This window comes from Micromonospora sp. RB23, assembly GCF_053585025.1.
The window spans coordinates 2152566-2174738 of the sequence record NZ_CM132111.1; the positions used below are offsets into that span (position 1 = coordinate 2152566).

The 22173-nt window shown below is 70.6% G+C and carries 20 protein-coding genes; 11 read left to right on the forward strand and 9 right to left on the reverse strand.

The features are described from left to right. Window positions 1-44: 44 nt before the first annotated feature. From ACTFTM_RS09980 to ACTFTM_RS09990, 3 genes are all read left to right on the forward strand, one after another. Window positions 45-788, forward strand: coding sequence for a TetR/AcrR family transcriptional regulator (locus ACTFTM_RS09980; protein WP_449565506.1), 744 nt, complete (start codon window positions 45-47; stop codon window positions 786-788). A 247-nt stretch (window positions 789-1035) separates the two neighbouring features. Continuing rightward, window positions 1036-4221 carry a penicillin acylase family protein gene (locus ACTFTM_RS09985; protein WP_449565507.1) on the forward strand — a complete coding sequence of 1062 codons (3186 nt, stop codon included), beginning with the start codon at window positions 1036-1038 and terminating at the stop codon, window positions 4219-4221. Between the two features lie 119 nt (window positions 4222-4340). After that, window positions 4341-4610: a hypothetical protein gene (locus ACTFTM_RS09990; protein WP_449565508.1), complete on the forward strand. Its 270-nt coding sequence runs from the start codon at window positions 4341-4343 to the stop codon at window positions 4608-4610. A 78-nt stretch (window positions 4611-4688) separates the two neighbouring features. Here the strand turns inward: ACTFTM_RS09990 and ACTFTM_RS09995 are convergent, their stop codons facing one another. Further along, the gene (locus ACTFTM_RS09995; protein ID WP_449565509.1) at window positions 4689-5054 is read right to left on the reverse strand and encodes a GntR family transcriptional regulator; all 366 of its coding nucleotides are present in this window, start codon (window positions 5052-5054) and stop codon (window positions 4689-4691) included. Then, entirely contained in the window at window positions 5051-5830 is a 780-nt protein-coding gene (locus tag ACTFTM_RS10000) for a hypothetical protein (RefSeq protein ID WP_449565510.1), read from the reverse strand. The genes ACTFTM_RS09995 and ACTFTM_RS10000 overlap by 4 nt, the downstream gene beginning before the upstream one ends. Before the next feature lie 490 nt (window positions 5831-6320). Here ACTFTM_RS10000 and ACTFTM_RS10005 point away from each other — a divergent pair, with 490 nt between their 5' ends. The 4 genes from ACTFTM_RS10005 (at window position 6321) to ACTFTM_RS10020 (ending at window position 9243) form a co-directional block, all read left to right on the forward strand. Continuing rightward, complete coding sequence (locus tag ACTFTM_RS10005) at window positions 6321-7058, forward strand: hypothetical protein (RefSeq protein WP_449565511.1); 738 nt, start codon at window positions 6321-6323, stop codon at window positions 7056-7058. Then, complete coding sequence (locus ACTFTM_RS10010; RefSeq protein WP_449565512.1) at window positions 7051-7551, forward strand: SigE family RNA polymerase sigma factor; 501 nt, start codon at window positions 7051-7053, stop codon at window positions 7549-7551. Before ACTFTM_RS10005 ends, ACTFTM_RS10010 begins: the two co-directional genes overlap by 8 nt. 248 nt (window positions 7552-7799) lie before the next feature. Continuing rightward, window positions 7800-8327 (forward strand): hypothetical protein, encoded by a 528-nt coding sequence (locus tag ACTFTM_RS10015; RefSeq protein WP_449565513.1) that lies wholly within the window; start codon window positions 7800-7802, stop codon window positions 8325-8327. Next, the gene (locus ACTFTM_RS10020; protein WP_449565514.1) at window positions 8320-9243 is read left to right on the forward strand and encodes a serine hydrolase; all 924 of its coding nucleotides are present in this window, start codon (window positions 8320-8322) and stop codon (window positions 9241-9243) included. Before ACTFTM_RS10015 ends, ACTFTM_RS10020 begins: the two co-directional genes overlap by 8 nt. 41 nt (window positions 9244-9284) lie before the next feature. Here ACTFTM_RS10020 and ACTFTM_RS10025 read toward each other — a convergent pair whose 3' ends face one another. After that, window positions 9285-10496 carry a histidine decarboxylase gene (locus ACTFTM_RS10025; RefSeq protein WP_449565515.1) on the reverse strand — a complete coding sequence of 404 codons (1212 nt, stop codon included), beginning with the start codon at window positions 10494-10496 and terminating at the stop codon, window positions 9285-9287. Window positions 10497-10826: 330 nt separating this feature from the next. On the opposite strand from ACTFTM_RS10025, the gene ACTFTM_RS10030 reads away from it, so the two are divergent. Further along, window positions 10827-11651, forward strand: coding sequence for a hypothetical protein (locus tag ACTFTM_RS10030; protein WP_449565516.1), 825 nt, complete (start codon window positions 10827-10829; stop codon window positions 11649-11651). 64 nt (window positions 11652-11715) lie between these two features. On the opposite strand, the gene ACTFTM_RS10035 is transcribed toward ACTFTM_RS10030, so the two are convergent. Continuing rightward, window positions 11716-13221: an APC family permease gene (locus ACTFTM_RS10035; RefSeq protein WP_449565517.1), complete on the reverse strand. Its 1506-nt coding sequence runs from the start codon at window positions 13219-13221 to the stop codon at window positions 11716-11718. 323 nt (window positions 13222-13544) lie between these two features. Between ACTFTM_RS10035 and ACTFTM_RS10040 the strand changes: the two genes are divergently transcribed. Then, a complete protein-coding gene (locus tag ACTFTM_RS10040; RefSeq protein ID WP_449565518.1) occupies window positions 13545-14732 on the forward strand; it encodes an amidohydrolase family protein in 1188 nt (395 codons plus the stop codon). Window positions 14733-14747: 15 nt separating this feature from the next. On the opposite strand, the gene ACTFTM_RS10045 is transcribed toward ACTFTM_RS10040, so the two are convergent. Next, window positions 14748-16016, reverse strand: a complete 1269-nt coding sequence (locus ACTFTM_RS10045; protein ID WP_449565519.1) for a prolyl oligopeptidase family serine peptidase — start codon at window positions 16014-16016, stop codon at window positions 14748-14750. 299 nt (window positions 16017-16315) lie between these two features. On the opposite strand from ACTFTM_RS10045, the gene ACTFTM_RS10050 reads away from it, so the two are divergent. Continuing rightward, on the forward strand, window positions 16316-16966 hold the full coding sequence (locus ACTFTM_RS10050; RefSeq protein WP_449565520.1) for a TMEM175 family protein: 651 nt from the start codon (window positions 16316-16318) through the stop codon (window positions 16964-16966). Window positions 16967-17001: 35 nt separating this feature from the next. Here ACTFTM_RS10050 and ACTFTM_RS10055 read toward each other — a convergent pair whose 3' ends face one another. From ACTFTM_RS10055 to ACTFTM_RS10070, 4 genes are all read right to left on the reverse strand, one after another. Further along, complete coding sequence (locus ACTFTM_RS10055; RefSeq protein ID WP_449565521.1) at window positions 17002-18342, reverse strand: carbohydrate-binding protein; 1341 nt, start codon at window positions 18340-18342, stop codon at window positions 17002-17004. A gap of 103 nt (window positions 18343-18445) precedes the next feature. After that, window positions 18446-19177: an alpha/beta fold hydrolase gene (locus ACTFTM_RS10060; protein WP_449565522.1), complete on the reverse strand. Its 732-nt coding sequence runs from the start codon at window positions 19175-19177 to the stop codon at window positions 18446-18448. A 212-nt stretch (window positions 19178-19389) separates the two neighbouring features. Next, window positions 19390-19764: a hypothetical protein gene (locus ACTFTM_RS10065; protein ID WP_449565523.1), complete on the reverse strand. Its 375-nt coding sequence runs from the start codon at window positions 19762-19764 to the stop codon at window positions 19390-19392. Window positions 19765-19914: 150 nt separating this feature from the next. After that, window positions 19915-20742 carry an SAM-dependent methyltransferase gene (locus ACTFTM_RS10070; RefSeq protein WP_449565524.1) on the reverse strand — a complete coding sequence of 276 codons (828 nt, stop codon included), beginning with the start codon at window positions 20740-20742 and terminating at the stop codon, window positions 19915-19917. A gap of 223 nt (window positions 20743-20965) precedes the next feature. Between ACTFTM_RS10070 and ACTFTM_RS10075 the strand changes: the two genes are divergently transcribed. Next, on the forward strand, window positions 20966-22156 hold the full coding sequence (locus ACTFTM_RS10075) for a cellulose binding domain-containing protein (protein WP_449565525.1): 1191 nt from the start codon (window positions 20966-20968) through the stop codon (window positions 22154-22156). Window positions 22157-22173 lie beyond the last annotated feature (17 nt).

A 22173-nucleotide genomic window follows, 5' to 3' on the forward strand; every position in this document is an offset into this window, starting at 1 on the left:
GAGTGCTGGCAAGACCCCCGGGTGGAGAGCGAGGAGATTCGGACGTGGCGCAACGGAGGCTTCCGGCGGTGGTGGCCCGGATGTGGGGTCGTGAGACCAGCTCCCGGCACGGCCCCCGGCCCAGCCTCGAACTGGGTGGGATCGTCGACGCCGCGATCCGGATCGCCGACCGTGATGGTCTGGCGGGGGTGACGATGAGCAGCGTCGCGACCCAGCTCGGGGTGGCACCGATGTCCCTGTACCGCTACGTCGGCAGCAAGGACGAACTGCTGGTCATGATGGCCGACGCCGCAGCGCCCGAGCCGCCCGCGCTCGACGGGCGCGCCTGGCGCGACTACCTGTTCGACTGGACGCGGGCCAACCGGAACTTCCTGCTCGCCCGACCGTGGCTGCTGGCGCTCGACCAGCGCACCCCGCCCACCGGGCCCCGGTTGCTGCGCTGGCTGGATCGCGCGCTCGCCGCGCTCGCCGGTACCGGGCTCACGTACGGCGCACGGATCAACATCGCCACCGTCCTGAGCGGTTACGCTGCCCAGCAGGCGGCCCTGGGCCACGCGCTGAGTGCCGGTCCGGCCGCCACCGACGACTCGATCGCCGGGCTGGCCGAGTACGGCGAGATCCTCGGGCAGGTACTCGACGCGGATGACTACCCGGAGCTGACCTCGGCCGTCGGCGCGAATGCCCTGGGCGTCGCCGAGGAGTGGATCGACGACGCCGACTTCACCTTCGGGCTCGGCCTGCTCCTGGACGGCATCGAAGCGCTCGTCGCGCGGGGGGGCCACGACTGAGTGCGGCGCCCGCCGGGAGTGAGCGAGGCTCCATCGCGCCGGTCTTCAGCGGGAAAGCGACGAAACGTCGACATTGGCGCGTGGTGAACGACGGGTATCCCTAACGACGGTTCAGCGCCGATCATTGCCCGGTATCGATGTGAGTCATTCTCACCTCCGGGTGGAGCGCCCGGGCACGGAGGGCGAGACGCGGCACCGGAAGCCGGGCGCACCGTTCGGCCCGACTCCGCGTCCCCGGAGGATCGCCATGCCCCGTCCCGCACTACGCACCCGGCTCGCGGCGTTCACCGCCGCCACCCTTACCGCGAGCGTTCTGACGGTGACCCCGCCGTCACCGGCGCTGGCCGCCACCACGTTCGCCGCCAACGACTACTGCCTCGGCCAGTGCTCCGACATCCTGCCCCCGGGTCAGAACGGCAACGCCACGCTTGTCGCCATCCTGGCGCACCAGGCGCTCGGCACCCGCCCGGCGCACTCCAGCGACCAGCTCGACGAGTACGCGAACCTGGTCTACAACTACGCCGGGCTGACCGACGAGCAGATCGCCCACTTCTACAACGACGCCTCGTTCGGCGTTCCGGCCGCGCAGGTCGAGAGCACCGTCTCGCCGCGCGCGGACGTGACCATCGTGCGGGACAAGGCCACCGGTGTCCCGCACGTCACCGGCACCACCCGCGGCGGCACCATGTTCGGCGCGGGCTACGCCGGGGCGCAGGACCGGCTCTGGGTGATGGACCTGCTGCGGCACGTCGGCCGGGGCAACGTCAGCTCGTTCGCCGGCGGCGCGCCCGGCAACCGTGAGCTGGAGCAGAGCGTCTGGGCCAACTCGCCCTACACGGAGGCGGACCTCCAGGCCCAGGTGGACGCGCTGCGCACCAAGGGCGTTCGGGGCCAGCAGCTCTACACCGACGTGGTCGACTACATCGCCGGCATCAACGCCTACATCGACAAGTCGATCGCCGACGACAACTACCCGGGCGAGTACGTGCTCGCCGGCGCCGGCAAGCCGAAGCACTTCACCATGACCGACCTCATCGCCACCGCCGGTGTGATCGGCGGCCTGTTCGGCGGGGGCGGTGGCAGCGAGATCCAGTCCGCGCTGGTCCGGGTCGCCGCCCGGGCCAAGTACGGCGCGACCGAGGGCGACCGGGTGTGGGCCGCGTTCCGGTCGCAGAACGACCCGGAGACCGTGCTCACCCTGCACGACGGGCAGAGCTTCCCGTACGGGGGGACGCCTCCGGGCGCGACCAGCGCGGTGCTCCCCGACGCCGGGACCGTGGTCGCCGAGCCGCTCGCCCACGACGCCAGCGGCGGGGCCGCCTCCCGTGCCGGTGTCAGCACCGCCACGAAGGAGCTGGTCGGCGGCCTGGCCAACCTGCGCGCGCACGGCATGTCCAACGCGGTCGTGGTCTCCGGACGGCACACCACCACCGGCAACCCGGTCGCCGTGTTCGGTCCGCAGACCGGCTACTTCGCGCCGCAACTGCTCATGCTCCAGGAGTTGCAGGGGCCGGGCATCAGCGCACGCGGCGCGGCGTTCGCCGGGCTGAACCTCTACGTGCTGCTGGGCCGCGGCCAGGACTACGCGTGGAGCGCGACCTCGGCCTCCCAGGACCTCACCGACACGTACGCGGTCCCGCTGTGCACCACCGACGGCACCGCGCCGACGCTGCGGTCCAACCGCTACCTGTACCACGGGCAGTGCCTCGCCATGGAGGCGTTGGAGCAGCGCAACTCCTGGTCGCCCACGCTGGCCGACTCCACCCCCGCCGGCTCGTACACGTTGCGCGCGCTGCGCACCAGGTACGGGCTGGTCTCCTACCGGGGGCTGGTGAACGGGCAGCCGACCGCGTTCACCAAGCTGCGCTCCACCTACCGGCACGAGGCCGACTCGGCGATCGGCTTCCAGGCCTTCAACGACCCGGCGGCGATGGGCAGCGCGGCGGCCTTCCAGGCGTCCGCCGCCAGCGTGGGGTACGCGTTCAACTGGTTCTACGTCAACTCGACCGAGGCGGCGTACTTCAACTCCGGCTCGAACCCGGTCCGGTCGTCCGTCACCGATCCGAACCTCCCGGCGAAGGCCGAGCCGGCGTACGAGTGGGCCGGCTGGAACCCCGACACCAACGACGCCACGTACGCGCCGGCGTCGGCCCACCCCCAGTCGGTCAACCAGGACTACTACGTGAGCTGGAACAACAAGCAGGCGCGGGACTTCGGGGCGGCGGACGGCAACTTCAGTTTCGGCTCCGTACACCGGGGTCAGTTGCTCGACGGCCCGGTGCGGGCGGCGATCGCCCAGCGCAAGCTCGGTCGGGCCGACGTCGTCAAGATCATGGCGGACGCGGCGGTGACCGATCTGCGCGGCCAGCAGGTCCTCGACGACCTGCTGCGGGTGCTGGACAGCACGCCGGTCACCGACCCGGCGCTGGCCGACGCGGTGGGCAAGCTGCGCGCCTGGCAGCAGGCGGGCGCCCGTCGGGTGGAGACATCTCCGGGCTCCAAGGTCTATCAGCACGCCGACGCGATCCGGATCTTCGACGCCTGGTGGCCGCTGCTGGCCTCGGCCGAGTTCCGGCCCGGCCTCGGTCCGGACCTCTACGCCGCGCTGGTCGACGCCATCGAGGTCAACGAGGCGCCGTCGGGCGGCCAGAACGGTGGGCGCGACGGCACCGCGAGCTGGGCCCTGCAAGGCCAGGCGCACAAGGGCTCGTCGTTCCAGCACGGCTGGTGGGGCTACGTCGACAAGGACCTGCGCACCGTCCTCGGTGACCCGGTGACCGGCGGTCTCGGCCGCGCCTACTGCGGCAGCGGCAACCTCGGCGCGTGCCGGCAGGCCCTGCTCGACACGCTCGGCCAGGCCGCCGCGGTGCCGGCCACCACCGTCTACCCGGGCGACAAGTCCTGCGGCGCCGGCGACCAGTGGTGCGCCGACTCGATCGCACACTCCGGGCTCGGCGGCATCACCCACCCGGTGATCGCCTGGCAGAACCGCCCCACCTACCAGCAGGTCGTCTCGTTCCCGGCACGCCGGGGCGACGACGTCACCAACCTGGCCCAGGGCCGTCCGGCGACCGCGTCGAGCACGCAGTTCCTCACCAGCAACACGCCGGACAAGGCCGTCGACGGCAGCCTGGGCAGCAGGTGGGCCAGCAGCTACAACGACAACCAGTGGCTCCGCGTCGACCTCGGCGCGGCCCGCACCGTCAGCCGGGCGGTGCTGCGCTGGGAGTCGGCCTACGGCACCTCGTACCGGATCGAGGTCTCCGGCGACGGCAGCTCCTGGACCCCGGTGTTCACCACCACCGTCGGCAACGGCGGCGTCGACAACGCCACCTTCGCCCCGGTCACGGCCCGCTACGTGCGGGTGTACGGCGTCAAGCGCGCCACCTCGTACGGATTCTCGCTCTACGAGTTCGAGCTGTACGGACGGTGACCCGGCCGGAGGGGCCGGCGGGTCACCCGCCGGCCCCTACCCGGCGAGGACCGGTGCCGTGGGGTGACACCGGGGTGGTGGGGGCGGCGTTCGGACGATGGTGTGCGGACAATGGAGCGATGAGACGAGAGGTACGGCTGAGGCGGTTGACCGGAACGCGCGCGGACGGCGCGGTGGCGACGGGCGCGGTGGCCACCGGTGCGCGGGCGGCGGGGGCGGCGTCGCTCGGCGCCCTGGCCATGGGGGCGCTGGCGGTCGGAGCTGTGGCCGTCGGGGCGTCGGTCATCGGGCGGCTGGCTGTCCGGCGGGCGGTGGTACGGGAGCTGCGCGTCGGCCGGTTGGAGATCGGCGAGCTGGTGGTGCACAGCCGGCCCGCCGTCGAGGGCTGACCCGCCGCGGCGGTGTGTGAACGCGGCGCCCGGCGCGCCGTCCGTCGGCGTCGGACTGTCCGGCCGGCCCAGGGGCGGTCATGGCGTCGAGCCCTGGCCCAGCGCCGCCTTGACGATCCGGATCGCCTCGGTGCCATCGATGCCGACGCGGGCGATGACGGCCGCGTAGTCGTGTGCGGCGCGGCGGGCCTGCTCGAGGGACTGCTCACCGCCGGCCGAGACGAACGAGCCGGCCCGCCCGCGGGTCTCGATGAGTCCGGCCTCCTCCAGCTCCCGGTACGCCCGCCCGACGGTGTTCACGGCGAGGCTGAGATCGGCCGCGAGCCGGCGGATCGTCGGCAGTCTCGTGCCGACGGCGAGGGTGCGGTCCTGGATCTGCCTCGCGAGTTGGGCCCGGAGCTGCTCGTACGGCGGCGTCGGTGAGGCCGCGTCGATGACGATCATCGGACCGCCAGGGCGCGCCGCGCCGTCGTCCCGACGTCCGTGGTCCGACCCTCGATCAGGCCGAGCGCGCAGACGCCCGCCAGCACGAGCGCCATGGAGACGGCGTTCCACCAGCCGAGCGATTCCCCGTACAGGAAGATGGCCGGCAGCGACCAGACGAGGCTCGGTGTGACGAGGTGACGGGCGTCCTCGACCCGCATGATGACGTCGGCGGTGAGCGACGCCTCGTCCTCGGCCACGGCCGGGGTCGTCACGATCTGGCGTAGCTGCAGGAGAATGCTGGCCCCGACGCCGGTGAGGCCGATCAGCACGACTGCCGCTCCGTACCGCAGGCCGGGGTCCGGCACGGGCAGCACGCTCACGGCGAGGAGCGCCGCGCCGCTGAACGTGGCGACCGCGAAGGCGGCGTGCGGCCGACCGAGCACCACCGGCCAACCGAGCGCCACCGGATGGGCCACCCGCCGGGACAGGCGCGCGCCGGCCGTCCGGTCGACGCGCCGTACCCACCAGCCGAGCAGCCACTGACCGGTCAGCAGGCCGACCACCAGCGCCGCGAGCACCAGCAGCGGGGCCCAGGAGAACGTGTGGTCGTCGAGTCGGCCCAGCACGTGCGTCAGTGCGGCGCCGATCAGAAACGCGGCCAGCAGGACGCTGTCGGCGAGCTTCGCGTGTCGTCGTACCGACAGTCGCGTCGCGAGCAGCGGCGTGGGCTCGACGTCGGTCAGGCCGTGCCGGGTCAGCCACCGTCCGGCTTCCGCGTGATCCGCCTCGCGCATGAGATACCTCCATACGTCGCAAGCATTGTCTCAACAACATGAGACATGGCATGCGGCAATGTCAACCCTCACCACACGTGGCGTCGGCCGGCCCGCGAGCGGCGTCGTTGCGCTCCGTAACGGTCAAGGGACTCTTGAATTCGACGCTGCCGTCGTTTTGCGGGGAATTCGACGACTGAATATGACCCTCCGGAATCGCCTGATCACGTGCTGAGAGTGCGACCGAGGTCACTCCTGCCAAACCAATTTGGTGCCGGAAAACTGCGACCCAATTGGCCCGTCGGCCCGTCTCTAACGTGACGGATGGTCACGGTCGGCGGTCGGCAAAGGAGGGGTGAGAGACGTGGGGGACGTACGTGCTCGTTTCAGGGACGAACTGGCCCGACACGTCGCCCCGCCGCTGGGTGACCTGGTCGAGCAGTCGGTGATACAGGGGCGACGACTGCGCCGCCGGCGTCGGCTGGCGCAGTTCGGCGCGGGCGGATCGGCGTTGGCGGTGCTGCTCGTGGTCGGCCTTGCGATCGGGCCACGCATCGGCGCCGACCAAATCGGTCAGTCGAAGACGTGGGAGGTCGGTTCGCCGGGCGGGTCGGTCGACAGCCCGTCGCCCACGCCGTCGCCGGCAAAGACCCCCGATGGCGCTCCGGGCGGAGCGCCCCTGCGGGGCGCGAACCCGGCGCCGGGAGTGGGCACATCGCCGACACCCACGACGACGGTGATCGACACGGTGCGAATCGGGGCGGGGCCGGACGGTGATCTGGTGACGACCACCCCACAGGGTGCCCTGGAACTGTTGACGCGGCTCCTGCCCAAGGGGAAGACCAGCGGTCAGGCGAGCTTGGGAAGCAGCGGGGCGGGCCCCGGCATGCCGTATGTCCAGATCTATCTGGATCGTGGTGACGGGCCCGGCATGGTGCGGCTCTCCGTCTACCGGGACCGCGTCGGCGGCGATCCGGCCCCGGGGACGGTGGAGTTGACCGAGGTGCCCGGCAACTGCGTGCAGGACAAGATGATCACGGTGTATCACCGGGGCGGCCTGCAGATCGACGTGCTGATCTCCACCTGTCTGGCCTGGTCGGGCAAGGAGAATTCGCCCGCGCCCGCCGTTCTCTCCGTGGACGAGGCAGTCGCGATCGCCGCGAACCCGACCTGGGGGACGAGTCTGCCGGAAGAGATCGTCGCTATGGGCGCCAAGAAGTTCCCGACGTTGGCCAGGTCGAATGGCTGACGAGGGCTTCGTGGAATTCGCGCAGGCGGCCGTGGGCCGCCTGCGCGACGCCGCGTTCCTGATGTGCCGCGACTGGCATCTCGCCCAGGACCTCACCCAGACCGCGCTGGCCAAGGTGTACGCCAACTGGGGACGGGTCCAACGTGCCGACGACCCCTATGCGTACGCCCGCAAGGTGCTGTTGCGCTGCGTCATCGATCAGCAGCGGCGTCGCTCCAGCACCGAGTTGGCGATGTCGACGCCGCCCGATCAGGGCGAGGAACATCCAGCTGAGCTGCGGATGACGTTGCTCGACGCGGTCGCCACCCTGCCACTGCGCGATCGGGCGATCATCGTCCTGCGCTACTGGGACGACCTGAGCGTGGAGACGACCGCGGAGGTCGTGGGCGTCTCCACCGCCGTCGTCAAGACCCAGAGCATGCGCTCCCTCAGCCGGCTGCGCGAGCTGCTCGGCGAGACCCGTTTCGAGTTGTTCGCCGAGGAGCGACATTGAGCGGCCGCGCCTGTCCCGGGGCGGCGACGAGGGTGCCGTCGCGCACCGTCGGTGACGGTGCGACCTGTGGTGGCAGTCAACTGTGTGGGGGAGGTTCGGTGTCCGTCACGAGCAGCAGGACCCGCCGGGGCCCGGTTCACGGCAGGGCCCTGTCCGTGGCCGTTCCGCTGGTTCTGTCGGCGTTGGTGGCGCTTGTCGCGGGGTGTCAGCGGGGGGAGCCGGGTGACGGCCCCGAGAAGTCATCCACCGTGAACGTCGAGCGGAGCGGTCTGAGCATGCTTCTGGGAGCGGGCGATCTGGGTGCGGGCTGGCGTGCGGACGACGCACGGTCCGGTCTGCCACCCTGGCCGTGGGAGCAGGACGACTGCCCCGAGTACCGGAGCAGCGACTACCCCGCGAAGTCCCACCGGCAGGCTGCCGTGGAGCGCTACTACCGGCTGCCGGATGGCTCGTCGCCGGCACACCACATCGTGGAGACGTACGAACCCGGATGGGCCGAGCGGAATGTCGACGACGTACGCCAGGTTCTCCAACGGTGCGCGAGTTACCTCGTCCACGGCTCGCGGGTCTCGTTCGACATCGTCGACCCGCACTATCTTGGCGGCGTCGGTCTGCTCGTCCGGGGCCGCATCGCACATTCCGACACCCCAACTACGGCTAGGTACTTTGTCATGGTGAAACGGGACGAGACGGTCTCGACGATCAGCCTGCCGGACCTCGGCGACCAGGCTGCGGTGGATTCGATCGCGGCGAAGGCGGTGGCTCGTCTTGGCTGAGCGGGGGAGTCGGAAGCTGCCACGCCGCTGGGTCGTCTCCGCGGCCACCCTGTCTCTCGCCGGCGTCGCGACGGCCGCCTACGGCGCCACGCGCGCGCACGAGGGTGGGGGAGCTGACGCGTCACCCGGCCGTTCGCCGGCCGGTCCGGTCCCGACGACACCGGCCGTCGACCTGATGAAGCCGGCGAGGGCGCGGATCGAGGCCTACGTCGACCGGTACGACGGCCATCTCGCGGTCGCGGCCCTGGATCGACAGGGTACGGCCACGGTGACGGCCGGCACCGAGCGCTTCGAGACCGCCAGCATCGTCAAGGTCAATATCCTCGCGGCTCTGCTGCTGCGCCAGACGCCGCCGGGCAAGGCCCTGAACTCGGAGACCCGACGGTTGGCCGAAGCCATGATCGTGTCCAGTGACAACGACGCGGCGGTGGCACTCTGGCAGAAGATCGGCGGGTCGAGCGGCCTCACCGCCGCGAACCGCACACTCGGTCTGCGCGAGACCAAGGCGAGCAAGCACTGGGGGATGACCACGACCACGGCCGCCGACCAGCTCCGTCTGCTGATGGCGCTGACGTCGTCGAAGGGACCGCTGACGCCGCAGGACCGCACCTTCGTGATGGGCCTCATGAAGAGGGTGATCCCCGAGCAGCGATGGGGAGTCCCCGCCGCGCGGCAGCCGGGCAACACCTCCGTGTACGTCAAGAACGGCTGGGACACGGCCGACGTCGACGGCGGTCGCTGGCTCGTCAACAGCATCGGACGGATCGTCGAGGACCGTCACGACTGGCTGATCGCCGTGCTCTCCGACCATCACGTCAGCCAGGAGGCGGGCGTCGGCGTGGTGGAGAAGGCCGCCAAGTTCGTCCTCAAGGAGATGCGCGCCGCCACCGCCGGCGACGGCCCCGTGCAGGAGTAGGCCGTCACCGCCGGGCGGTGTGTCCCCGGTTGGCCGCCGATTCAGGGCCGGTCGGCGGCCAGGGGCAACTGTGCGACCGGGACGAGTCGCCGGACGCCGCGGCTCGGGCTGGGCTGCTCGGCGCCCCGGACGGTCGCGATGTCGGCCGCGAGCGCCTCGATCTGTTGGCGGGTGACGCCCGGCATGCAGATCAGGTGACTGATGCCGCCGTCGGCGTTGGACAGGCCGTAGCGGCGGGAGATCGGCGGTGGCGGCGTCGTGAAGTACACCGTGAATGCGTGGACGTTGCGCCAGGCCGGCCAGCCGACGCTGGCCAACAGGGAGTGGGCGAAGCGAGCGGTCTCGCGGGCGCGCTCGGCGCGTTCGCGGTGCCCGTCCTCGCCGAGCAGCCGCAGCGCGTACCACATCTGGACGGCGAGTTGGCCGCAGCGGGAACCGCTGATCGTGCTGTCGGTCGTGGCGGTGTAGGAGATCCGCCGGGCTGCCCGTTGCAGTGAACGGCGGGTCACCACCAGACCTCCCGGAATGGTGGTGCCGTAGAACTTGTGGCAGGAGATCGCGACGGAGTCGACCACGCGGCCGAGGTCGATCGCCACCGGCCGGTCCGGCAGCAGGGCCAACGGCACACCGGCGAGCGCTCCGTCGACGTGCAGGTGAGCGTTGCGGATCGCCAGCTCGGAGAGGGCGCGACGAACACGGGCGGGGTCGTCCACCGCCTCGGTCACGGTCGTGCCGGCGTTGGCCACGACGATGGCGGGCCGGTCCCGACGCCGGGCCAGCTCGCCCCGCAGATCGTCGTAGTCGATCTCACCGGTGGTGTCGGTCCGGATGACGACCTCGGGGAGGTTCAGCATGCTGGCGGTCTTGCGAATCCAGTCGTGGGTCGCCTGGCTGTAGTAGAGCACGGGACTCGCGCCTGCGAACCGGTCACGGGCGAGCAGGATGGCCGCCTGGTTCGCCTCCGTCCCACCACTGGTCAGATATCCCCACCGATCGTCGGCGGGGGCGCCGAAAAGGTTCGCGTGCCAGTCGATGACCTCCCTTTCGTACGCTTTCGTGTGACCGGTGTCGGGGTCGGTCTCCGGATCACCGACATTGTTGATCAACAATCCGAACAGCGAGGTCACGGGTCCATAGTCGATATCCACTGCGGCCGGGAAGCCGATCGACCTGCGCGCTGACAGAACGGCTCGTAAGTGCTCGATCTCAGCGGTGAGGGAAAGGTCGTCGGGAACGCTGGTGGGGGAGGTCACTGGCTCTCCGTTGATAGGCGACTCAGCGAAGAGTGGACCATGACGCCGACGTCCAGGCAACCGCCTCCGGAACCCGATCAAGCCGACTGGCGGTGCATGGTTGATCGCGGTGTGTGTGCGATGAGAGGCTGTAGCGACGTCTTTGGAGGGACTAACACCGTGGCGTACGACAGGCCAGGAACTCGCTCGGGTCCTTTTGAGAGGAACGCCGAGGATTGGAGAGCGGCGGCGACCGCCGGAAGGGCGACGGCCGTTCCCTGGGACCAGCACCCGGGCGGCCATTCCTCTCTCCCTCCAGAGCCGTCGGCGACGGTCGGACGCCATGGTTGGGTGGCGCCCACGAATGCGATGCCGTCGCCCGCGGTCGAGCAGCAACCACCGGTTCCCTGGCAGTCCGCGCCGTCCGCGTACGCGCCGCCGCCGGTCGACCCGTCGCCGGGCACGCGCGAATCGCCGCCCCCGATCAGCGACCCGGAGACGCGGCGGATCTGGGCGTCGTTGCGATCCTCCGCGTTGAGCCGGGTCGGGTTGATGAACACCATGCACGGCCGGCACGCGTGGGCGCAGCGTCGACGCAATCCGCTGTGCCCCTACGGATTCGCCTTCCTCTACGCGATGCCGGTCGTCGGGTCCACATCGGACCGCCCGGTCTTCGAGGTGGGCGCGGCGACGCGTCTCGACAAGGCCGGCGAGGACGTGTCGCACCTGCCCAGGTTGCTGTACGACCTGGCGCAGACGGCGCGGCACTACCTCGACCACGGGGGACTGGATCCGCGTCAGCCTCCGCAGATGTGCAACCGTGTCGACGAGCGGATCACCGCCGAGTCGACGTTCATCGGGCTCGCGGTCAGCTCGCTCGACGGTCCGCTCGGCACCTGGGAGCAGACGATGCGCCGGGTGGAGGGTGAGGACCGTATTCCCGGCCGCTTCTACATCCAGTTGATGGATCCCGAAGAGACGCGAATCGTCGTCGACCGGCCCACCGATCCCTGGGAAAGACCGCTGATCCAGTCCACGACGCCGCTCCACGAGGCGTGGCGGCCGTTGCAGAGCTATTCGGGCGACGCTCCTATCTGGACCGGGATCGCCCAGTTGGCGACGCTGGTGCACGTCGGTGCGCAGCGGATCACCCCGACCAGGGGCGCCGCGACGTAGTCGGAACGACGAGGCAGGCGGCACCGCGTCGGCGGCGCCGCCTGCCTCGATCCGCAGACGCGGCTCAGAGCGTGAGGTGACCCAGGTCCTCGTCGACCTGCCGCGTCGGGTTGGTCTCGCGCTCTCCGATGCCGCTGAGCAGGTCCGGCCGGCGGGCCCGGACGCTGATCGCCCACAGCACGCCGACGAGGACGAAGAGGCCGACCGTCCCGGGCACCAGCCAGGCGCGGTGGGAGCCGGGTGGCGTGCCGAGCGCCGCACTGATGTTGACCAGCGTGACCAGCAGGATCACCGCGATCGCGATACCGCCGAGCGTGGGGGCGATCGCCCGCGCCCACAGCGACTCGCTGCGCCCGCCGCCACGGGCGAAGTAACGGACGGTGGCGAGTGAACTCACCGTCATCAGCAGCATCAGACTGACCGCGGCGATGTTGCTCAGCCAGGTGAACATGGTCAACGCCTCGGCGCCGCTCACCACGAACAGCAGGATGACGATCAGCGCGGTGATCGACTGGGTGATCGAGCCACCCAGCGGCGCGCCCGACCCACCCTCGCGGATGGCAGCCAGGCGGGCGGGCAGCAGCCGATCCTTGCCGAGAGCGAACAGGTATCTCGCCACGCTGTTGTGAAAGCTGATCATCGCCGCGAGGACGCTGCTGACCAGCAGCAGGCCGCCCAGCGCCACCAACAGCACGCCCGCGCTACCGGCGCGGGAGCCCGAGAAGACCTCGAACGGCAGCGGCGCCGCCGGGTCGCGGGCCAGGTCGACGACCCGGTCGGCGCCCACCGTCGCCACCATCGCCCAGGCGCACAGGGCGTAGAGCAGGCCCAGGCCCACGATCACGTAGATGATGCTGCGTGACACCGCCCGCGCGGACCGCGCCTCCGCACCGTACGCGGCGATCGTCTCGGTGCCGAAGAACGCGGCGAAGCCGAGGGGAAGGACCGCGAGTCCGGCCACCACACCGGCATCGAACAGTTGCGTCGGGTTCAGGGCCGTGAACGTCACGTGACCGCCCGCCGGGTGGGCCAGGCCGACCATCACGAACACCAGCAGCAACGTGATCTCGACGATCAGGATGGTCCCGAACATGGCGGTGCTGACACCCGTGCGTTGCAGACCGAACGCCGCGACGATGGCCCACGCGAGGAGCGCGCCGACCCACCACGGTCCGCCGACCAGACCGCTGATCACCGAACCGAGGAGTCCGTACAGCGATATCTGGATGGTGTTGTAGGCCAGGAGCACGACCGGCGCGCCCGCCACCCCGACGAGCCGGGAAAGGCCGGCGGCGAGGGCGGTGTAGAAGATGCCACTGGGCTGCACGTAACGGGCGATGGCGATGTACCCCGGTGCCCACAGGAGCATCACGACCGTCAGGAGCAGGAAACTGGAGGCCACACCGGTATTGCCGGTCGCCGCATAGGTGGCGACGATACCGCCGACGAGAACGGCCATGGGAGATGACGCGGTCGCGCCGAACGTCACCAGAGAACTCGTTCGCAGAGTTTTGCGTGCCAGTCCCCGCTCGGCGGACACCGTCAGGGGGGTCACCGAAGGCGTGACCATAACTGAACCTCCCCAGGTTCTTAGGCGATAGGTCAGGGACGGGACTCGATGACCTTACAGGTGATCTCGCCGTTACTGGGAGCAGCGGTCCGCAGAAGTTGAGCGCCCCGAAAGGCGGGGCGGTGATTGCGCAGGTCCTGTGTGGACATCCAGCCGCGCTGATCCGTAATCACCTCGGCGGAGGGAGGAGGGATCACCCTGCGGAGGGAGGCCGGACACCCGCCATCGGTGCGATGGTCGGATCACGACCGGTGCTGTGCCGGAGGAGACAAGGCGCCGCGGCAGGTGTGGTGGCCGCGGCCGCGCGGGGGATGGAGTGACGGATGACGAAGCAGGCTGTCCGGGCGGCACGGATGTTCGACGGCGAGCGGCTCACCGATGGTGGGGTGCTGGTCCTCATCGAGGGCGGGCGCATCGCCGACGTACGCCGGGGCTGGACCGACGCGCCGGAGGGCTGGCCGGTGTGTGAGGCGCCGGACGGCACACTGCTGCCCGGTCTGGTCGACGCACACGTGCACCTGTGCGCCGACGCCGGGCCTGACGCCCTCGGTCGACTCGCCGAGCGCGCCGAGGCGGATCTCGACGCGGTCATCGAGGCGTCACTGCGAGCGCACCTGGCGGCCGGCGTCACGACGGTACGGGACCTGGGCGACCGACGCGACGCGGTGCTCCGATGGCGGGCTCGGGGGATGCGCGACGACCTGCCGACGGTGGTGGGGTCGGGCACGCCCATCACCAGCGTTGGCGGACACTGCTGGGCTCTGGGCGGTGAGGCGAGCGGCATCGACGGTGTGCGGGAGGCCGTGCGGCTGCGGGCGGCAGCCGGCGCGGACCTGATCAAGATAATGGCCAGCGGCGGGGTCTTCACGCCTGGCACGGACACCAGTGGGTTGCAGTTCACCGATCAGGAGATGACCGCCGCCGTTGAGCAGGCGCACGATCTGGACCTGCCGGTGACCGCGCACACGCACGCCCTCCGCGCGGTCGAGCAGGCGCTACGCGTCGGTGTGGACGGTGTCGAGCACTGCACCTGCGTGACGGCGGCCGGTGCCCACGTCCCCGACGAGCTCGCGGACCGCCTGGCCGCGTCCGGACCAGCGGTCTGCGCCACGCTCGGCACCGATCCGGCCGTGGTCATCCCGCCGGAGGTGGTGGCGATGGCGGAGCGGGCCGGGCTCAGCGCCGCCGCGCTACGGGCCGGCGCTGCCACCCTGTACCGGGCCGGGGTCCGTCTGGTGGCCGGTTCGGACGCGGGCCTCGGCCCCGCGAAACCGCACGGGATCCTGCCGGAGACACTCGTCGAGTACGTGGACTGCGGCATTCCCGCCACCGCCGCCCTTACCGCGGCCACCGTGGTCGGTGCAGAGGTGTGTGGCGTGGGCGGCGGTAAGGGCCGCGTCCGGCCCGGATTCGAGGCCGACCTGTTGATCGTCGACGGTGATCCGACGAGCGACATCAGGGTGCTGCGCCACCCGCTCGCCGTGTACCGCGCCGGTGTTCAGGTGAGCTGACCTCGATGGGGTAGATCATCGGTGACGGCGGGCCATCCACTGCCAGATGTGCGTGCCGTGCCGGCTCGGGTCGTTGCGGGCCACGTAGATCCAGGACCAGTGACCGGGGAACTGGTAGCCGTTCCAGACGACGTGGTCGTACAGGGTGACCAGTGATCCTCGGATGAGGTCGTGGGCGTGGATCGTGTTGGTCTCCGGTGGCACGGTGTCGTCGTCGAGCGAGGTGACCAGCCAGGTCGGCGTCTGGATCGCCGCCAGCTCCGCGTCCGTGATCAGCGGCGGGCCCTCCCCGCCGAGCGGCTGGACGACGCCGCAGATCGGCACCGACGCCGCGAACAGGTCGGGGTACGCGACGGTCATCTCCAGGGACATGTAGCCGCCGTTGCTACAACCGACCACGTGGATCCGGTCGGGGTCGACGTGCTCGCGACGAACGAGATCCTGGACGATCTCGCGGATCAGCGGCGCGAACCGGGGCCCGTCCTCCATCCAGTAGGAGGTGCTCTGCGGGGCGACGACGTACGCGCCGGAGAAGATCCGTTGAGCCTCCGGTGTGGCGAAGCCCAGCGCGCCCCGGTTGGCGCGCAGCGTGGTCTCGTTGTCGTAGTAGCCGTCGGGCATCGAGGCGCCCTCGCCGGCTCCGTGCAGCCAGAGGATCAGCGGCCGTCGTCCGTGGTGACGCGTCCGTTGCGGGGAGTACAGCCGGTACTTCAGGCCCGACCCGGAGACATGGTGGGTGAAGGCGTCCACCTCGGGGTTCGACAGCCGTCCCTGTACGAAGCGCGTGATGGTGAGCGGGGCGCCGTGGCGGCGCACGAGCGGGGTGTTCTGCGTGATGGTGTAGACGAGGTCCAGCCGGACGTTGCGGCCCTTGCTCAGGATGTAGCCCAGAGTGCCGCCGCCAGGTTGACCCTCTGCGTGGCTCAGCTCCAGGACGATGTTCCCGTGCCGGTCGAGCCGGGCCGCGGTCACCGTGCGGTCCAGGTCGTACTCGCTGAAGATCAGATCGCCGGGGGCGATCGGGAGCGGGCTGGTCGCCTTGGCGTGCACGGTGAACGTTCCGGGGGTGAGCCCTGCCGGGTCGATCGGGCCGAGCCGACGGGTGTCGAGGGTGACCGAGGTGACCTGCTCACCGCCGTCGAGCGTCCGCGCGTCGAGGGTGAAGCTCACGCCGATCTCGTGGTGACGGTCGTCGGCCTGGGCGGCGGCGCCCGGCAGGGTGAGACCGAGAGCGGCGCCGGCGCCACCGGCCAGCACGGTACGGCGAGTGACAGGCGTGGACATACGGCCCCCCGTTTGTAGACAAACGTCGATGGAGCCCCACCGTAACGGCGTGGAAATCCACTGGCAACCGATGGGGACGCGCGGCCAGGGTGCCCGAGGCCGGGAATCCGGAGGGCGCCCTGGTCGGTCACGGACCCGTCCGTGCCGACCAGATGATGGTGCGGCTGCCGGTTTAGCTCCCTCCCCCGGCGGGGATTCCCGGCAGCGCTCCGGCGGCGGTCGGGCACGGGTGGGGGAGGCTGATGCGGAGGATCCGGGCGTCCCGCGGCGCCACCTCGAACGGGGCGACCAGATCGCGGATGCCGATCGGAGCGGAACGTGACCCCGGCCGGGTGGTCGCCTTCAGCGATGCCGTCACGGCGATCGCGATCACGCTTCTCGTCCTGGAGATCCGGCCGCCCCAGGACACCGAACACCTCATGCGCGGACTGCTCGACCTGTGGCCGTCCTACCTGGCCTACGGCGTCACCTTCCTGCTGATCGGCCAGATGTGGGTGAACCATCACGTCATGTTCGACCACATCCGTTCCGCCGACCGCCTGCTGCTGCTGTTGAACACCCTGCTCCTGATGGTGATCGCCTTTCTGCCGTTCGTCTCGTCGGTGCTGGCCCGCGCCTTCTCGGAGGGCCCCGGCACGCGGACCGCACTCGTCTTCTACGGCATCGTCTACGGGACCGCCGCCATCCTCTTCAACGTCATCTGGGAGTACGCCAGGAGCGGGCACCGCCTGTTGACGTCCACCACCGACGAGGCCACCGCCAGGGCGATCAGCAGGCGGTTCCGACCCGCCCCCGTCTGGATCGCCGTCGGAACCGCGCTCTGCGTCGTCCACCCGATCGCCGGCCTGATCGCGGTCGCCGCCTTCATTCCCTTCTACTGGCTACCGATCAAGGGTGAGATCGCCAGCATCAGACGTACCCGCGCACGGGCGGCGGACGGCCTGCCGTGACCGGCCCCGTCGAACCGGTCCGGCGGGGGCGGGCCTCACCGGCCCTGTAGGCGCTTCACGTTGTCGCCGAAGCTCCACCCCTTCGAGCCGTCCCAGTTCGCCGACCAGGTCATCAGGCCCTTGAGGCCGGGCACGGAGTTCCAGGCCTGCGTGACCAACGACGTCGACAGGTAGCCGCCGCCCGCCCCGACCTGCGCGGGCAGGCCGGGGACCTGCCTGTCGTACGGCACGCGGATGGTGGTTCCCTGGATGGTGAGGCCGTTGTTCAGGCACTGCGTCTGCACCGTGAAGCCCTGCACGGTGCCCGCCGGGTACGAGTCGCCGGAGCAGCCGTACATGCTGCCGTTGTAGTACTGCATGTTGAGCCACCAGAGCCGGCCGTTGTCGACGTACTTCTTGATGATCGGCAGGTACGAGCCCCAGATCGAGCCGTAGGTGACGCTGCCGCCGGTGACGTACGCCGTCTCCGGGGCCATGGTCAGGCCGAAGTTCGACGGCATCCGAGCCAGCACGCCGTCGATGATCCGGATCAGGTTGGCCTGCGAGGTCGACAGGGTGTTGATGTTGCCGCTGCCGGTGAGGCCGGTCTCGATGTCGATGTCGATGCCGTCGAAGTGGTACGCCGTCAGGATCGGCACGATCGTCGCGACGAATCGGTCGGCGACCGCGGTGGAGCTCAGGTCGATGCCCGCGGCGGCCCCGCCGATCGACATGAGGATGGTGGCGCCGGCCGCTTTGGCCTGGCACATCTCGGCCGGGGTCGCCACCTTCACGCCGGCGTCCATGCCGTTCTCCCAGAGGACCGTGCCGTCCGCGCGGATCACCGGGAACGCCGCGTTGATCACGTTGTAGCCGTGCTGCGGGAGCCGGCTGTCGGTGATCGGGATCCAGCCGAGCCCGGGGTGTACGCCGTTGGAGGCACCGTCCCAGTTCTCCCAGTAGCCCTGCAACACCTTGCCGGTCGGCCGCGACTTCACCGCGCAGGTCCCACCGGTCGGCGGCGGCGTGGTGGGGGGAGCGGTGGTCGGTGGTGGCGTGGTGGGCGGCGCGGTCGTCGGTGGTGGCGTGGTGGGCGGGGGAGTGCTGCCCGAGCACGCCCCCAGGTCACGCCAGAGCGACGGGGTGGAAGCGGGGTTCCAGCCGGCGCCGACGTACGCGGTGTGGGTGACCAGAGCCTGGTAGAGGCGACCGCCGTAGGTGACCTGGGCGCCCACCTGGTAGGTGGTGCCCTCGGCCCACGCGGGCGCCGTGCAGGCGACCGCCGCGACGGCGTTCGCCGAGGACACGGCAGCCATGCTGCTGGGGACGAAGGCGACGGCGGCCGCGACGGACATCGCCGCCCCGGCCAGCGCTGCGACGATGCGACGGCTTCTCATGGCTCACTCCCCAGGCTTCGACGACCCGCGACCTCCACATATTGACGTTCGTGACGTTTAATATCAAGGGTTGTTTACAGATAACTCGGGGGGAGCGCGTATGTCATCGGCCGGCGTTGTTCGGCGTCGGGCTTCGGGTGCCGTGCGTGGCCATGATGATGAGGTCGGCTATCGCATCCGGGTGGGTGACCATGGCGAGGTGGGAGGAGTCGACCTCGATCGTCGTCGCGTTCATCCGCTTGGCCAGGAACTGCTCGAGCTCGGGTGCGGTCGTACGGTCCTGCCGCGAGATGGAGTAGTAGCAGGGTTTGTCCCGCCAGGCCGCAGTCGTCGTGCGGGATGCGAAGAGGTCGCTGGCGATCGGCCCCTGGACGGCGTAGAGGGCGCGCGCACGGGCCTCGTCGACGCCGCCGGCGAAGTCTTCGAGGAAGGCGCTCTCGCTGAGCTGCGCGTACCCGTCGTTGTGGACGAGGCCCGCGTTCGCCGGTGGCGTGGGAAATTTCCCGGCGAGCGCGGTGAAGTCCTCGCCGGCGTCCGGCGCGCGGGCCGCCACGTACACCAGGGCGGTGACCGACGGATGGTCCCCGGCCTCGGTGATGACCGTGCCGGCCCAGGAGTGGCCGACGAGCACCGTCGGTCCGTCCTGGCGGTCCAGGGCCCGGCGGGTGGCCGCGACGTCGTCGGACAGCGAGGTCAGTGGGTTCTGCACGGCGGTGACCGTCAGGCCGGCCCGTTGCAGGAGCGGGATGACGTCGGACCAGGAGGAGCCGTCGGCGTACGCGCCGTGCACCAGGACGACGTTGCGGGCGGATTCGCCCTGGGGTCCGTCGGTCATCGGAGTCTCCTACGCGATACGCGGAATCGTCGCCGCTCGGAACTGGCTCACCCGACACTCTTCCCCATGCCGGTCGCGGCGACGGCGCGAACGCCGCGCCGTCGACCGCACGGGGGTGTTGGTTCGCCCGCGCCGACTGCGACCGCGGCACGGCCACCGGACGTAGGCCGGCCTCGGACGAGGCGGCCAGCGCCGCCCGTACGGGCGGCGTGTCAGCAGGTACGCGGCTGCCAGGTCACCTTCGTCACGAACATGGGCACGTAGAAGTTCCCGTCGCCGGGGCGTACGCACTCCGTGCCGGTCAGGGGCGTGCCGAGGTACGTGTAGGACCAGGTGATCTCGGCGTTCCGGGAGGTGTGGTTGTAGTAGTTGAAGACCGGGACGTTGCCCGACCACTCGGTGCTGGTCACCAGGGATGGAGGTGCTGTCGGGCCCTCCGCCGGGTGGTCCCAGTTGGGCCAGGCGCAGAACGCGCCCTGCGGGCAGTTCCCGGGCCCCCAGACACCGGAGGCCGCGGCGGGGGCGGCGGGGGCGGTAGCCAGGACGCCTGCGACGGACGCGGCAACGGCGATGGATTTCCAGAGCACGGCGGTCCCCTTTGATAGACGACTATCAATGGACTTGAAGCTACCGGTGGAAATTTGCGTCGTCAATAACTAGGGGTGAGTCGGCGGAGCCCGGCGCGGCGTGACGCGTCCGTCGGCGGGGTGCTCTCGCCGACGGACGCGCGGCGCGACCTACGGTCTGCGGGCGAGCAGTCCGACGAAGGTGTGATAGGTGTCGGTCTGCTGCGGGGCGGACGCGCCCGGCTCCGGGCGCCACTCGGCCAGCGGCACCAGTCCCGGCTCCAGCACCTCCAGCCCGTCGACGAACGAGAGGATCTCCTCGTCCGTACGCCAGCGGCCGGTGCCCAGCGACTCGTTGAAGACCCGCTCGACCTCGCGCGCCTTGCGGGAGCCCTCCGGGTCCCGCTCGCCCGGGTCACGGAAGTGTGAGATCGCCACGTAGCTGCCCGAGGGCAGCGCGTCGATCAGTTCCGCCGCCACGGCGCGCGGGTCCTCGTCGTCGCCCAGGTGGTGCAGGATCGCGAAGAGGAGCAGCCCGACCGGGCGGTCGAAGTCGAGGAAGCGCCGTGCGTCCGGGTGGTGCAGGATCTCCTGCGGCGTCCGGATGTCCGCCTGGATCACCGTGGCGGTGCCGTCCGCGGCGAGCAGTGCCCGGCCGTGCGTCAGGACGATCGGGTCGTTGTCGACGTAGACCACCTGAGCCTTCGGGTTCTGCTCGGTGGCGACCTCGTGCACGTTGCCCTGGGTGGGCAGCCCCGATCCGATGTCGAGGAACTGGTCGATGCCCGCCTCGGACACGAGGAAGCGGATCACCCGACGCAGGAACGCCCGGTTCGCCTGCCCGGCGGCCGGCCCGTCCGGGGTGATCCGCAGGGCGTGCTGGGCGACCTGCCGGTCCGCCTCGAAGTTGTCCTTGCCGCCCAGAAAATAGTCATAGACCCGGGCCACGCTGGGGATGCGGGGATCGATGCCCGGGGGGGCCGCCTCGTCGCGGGTCACAGGCGTCTCCATTCGATTCGAATCAGCGCAGGCTGAGGACTGTGGACGGTGCCGGCGTTGCGGCGAGTGTAGCGATCGGGCGGACGGAATTCCGCCCCGGCTGGTATCGCTCCCAGTGAATCGTCTCCCCGGCAGGGCGCTCGTCGGGTGACGCGCCGATCCGGCGGCGACCGAGTAATGAGATACGTTGGCGATCATCGATGTCCGACGCCATCGTCGACGTATGACAGGCGTCTCGTCGTCCTCGCTGTTCCGCCGCTTGGGGCCCGGTCTGCTGGTCGCCGCCATGCTCTCGACGGCGGTGGTCGTGACCGTCGCGGGCGCCGCGCCGGCGGCCGACGCCGGCACCGCCGCCCCTGCCGCGTATCCCGGGGTCGCCCCGGCGCCGCGCGCCGCCGCGCCGCCCGCCGCCGAACCGACCGGAACCGCGCCGCCGGCGCCGACCACGCCGCCCGGCACGCCGGGCACCTCGCCCTTCCCACCGAGCCCGCCCACCAACCTGACCGCCAGCGCGGTAGGGGCCGGATCGGTCACCCTCACCTGGACGGCCGCCAAGCCCGGCTGTTGCGCCGTCGCCGGGTACGACATCACGTACTACCAGGCGTTCGACGACGTGATCTACAGCGCCAGCGTCGGCGCCGTCACCAGCACCACCGTCACCTCGTACATCGGTCCGGGCCGGCAGTACTCGTTCCGGGTGGCGGCCAAGGACACTCTCGGACACCTGTCGGCCTTCACCGACACGCTGACCGTGGTCACGCCGGTGACCGACACCGGCCCGGACACCACCCCGCCGAGCGCCCCGCAGAGCCTGACCGTGGGCGAGGTGACCGCCTCCACGGGGACGCTGTCCTGGTCGCCGTCGACCGACAACGTCGGCGTACTGGGGTACAACGTCTACCGTTTCGACGGCTGGTTCAGCTCGACGCTGATCGCCACCGTCCCGGGGACGACGTACACGACGTCGCTGCCCGCGTCGACGCCGCTGCGGAACCTCTACTACGTGCGGGCCCGGGACGCGGTGGGCAACGTGTCGATCGCGTCCAACACGGTCACGCTGCCCACGACGTCCACGCCGTCGCCCCCGCCGCCCTCGACCTGCCGGGTGACCTACCGGAACCAGTCCGAGTGGCAGAGCGGTTTCGTGGCCACGGTGACGGTGCAGAACCTCGGTGCCGCGCCCGTCGACGGCTGGATCGTCACCTTCGCCTTCCCCGGGGACCAGCAGGTGACCTCGGCATGGAACGCCACGGTCGGCCAGACCGGTGCCACCGTGACCGCCCGTAACGTCGACTGGAACCGCGTCCTGTCGCCGAACGGCTCGGCGACCTTCGGCATCCAGGGGCGGTGGAGCGCCAGCGACGCGCCGCCCACCACCTTCACACTGAACGGCGCTCCGTGCGCCACGGGCTGAGCGCCGGGCAAGGAGTT

Coding starts and splice junctions, on each gene's coding strand:
- ACTFTM_RS09985 (WP_449565507.1), top strand. CDS start 1,036: ATGCCCCGTCCCGCACTACGCACCCGGCTCGCGGCGTTCACCGCCGCC.
- ACTFTM_RS09990 (WP_449565508.1), top strand. CDS start 4,341: ATGAGACGAGAGGTACGGCTGAGGCGGTTGACCGGAACGCGCGCGGAC.
- ACTFTM_RS09995 (WP_449565509.1), bottom strand. CDS start 5,054: ATGATCGTCATCGACGCGGCCTCACCGACGCCGCCGTACGAGCAGCTC.
- ACTFTM_RS10000 (WP_449565510.1), bottom strand. CDS start 5,830: ATGCGCGAGGCGGATCACGCGGAAGCCGGACGGTGGCTGACCCGGCAC.
- ACTFTM_RS10010 (WP_449565512.1), top strand. CDS start 7,051: ATGGCTGACGAGGGCTTCGTGGAATTCGCGCAGGCGGCCGTGGGCCGC.
- ACTFTM_RS10035 (WP_449565517.1), bottom strand. CDS start 13,221: ATGGTCACGCCTTCGGTGACCCCCCTGACGGTGTCCGCCGAGCGGGGA.
- ACTFTM_RS10040 (WP_449565518.1), top strand. CDS start 13,545: ATGACGAAGCAGGCTGTCCGGGCGGCACGGATGTTCGACGGCGAGCGG.
- ACTFTM_RS10045 (WP_449565519.1), bottom strand. CDS start 16,016: ATGTCCACGCCTGTCACTCGCCGTACCGTGCTGGCCGGTGGCGCCGGC.
- ACTFTM_RS10050 (WP_449565520.1), top strand. CDS start 16,316: ATGCCGATCGGAGCGGAACGTGACCCCGGCCGGGTGGTCGCCTTCAGC.
- ACTFTM_RS10055 (WP_449565521.1), bottom strand. CDS start 18,342: ATGAGAAGCCGTCGCATCGTCGCAGCGCTGGCCGGGGCGGCGATGTCC.
- ACTFTM_RS10060 (WP_449565522.1), bottom strand. CDS start 19,177: ATGACCGACGGACCCCAGGGCGAATCCGCCCGCAACGTCGTCCTGGTG.
- ACTFTM_RS10075 (WP_449565525.1), top strand. CDS start 20,966: ATGACAGGCGTCTCGTCGTCCTCGCTGTTCCGCCGCTTGGGGCCCGGT.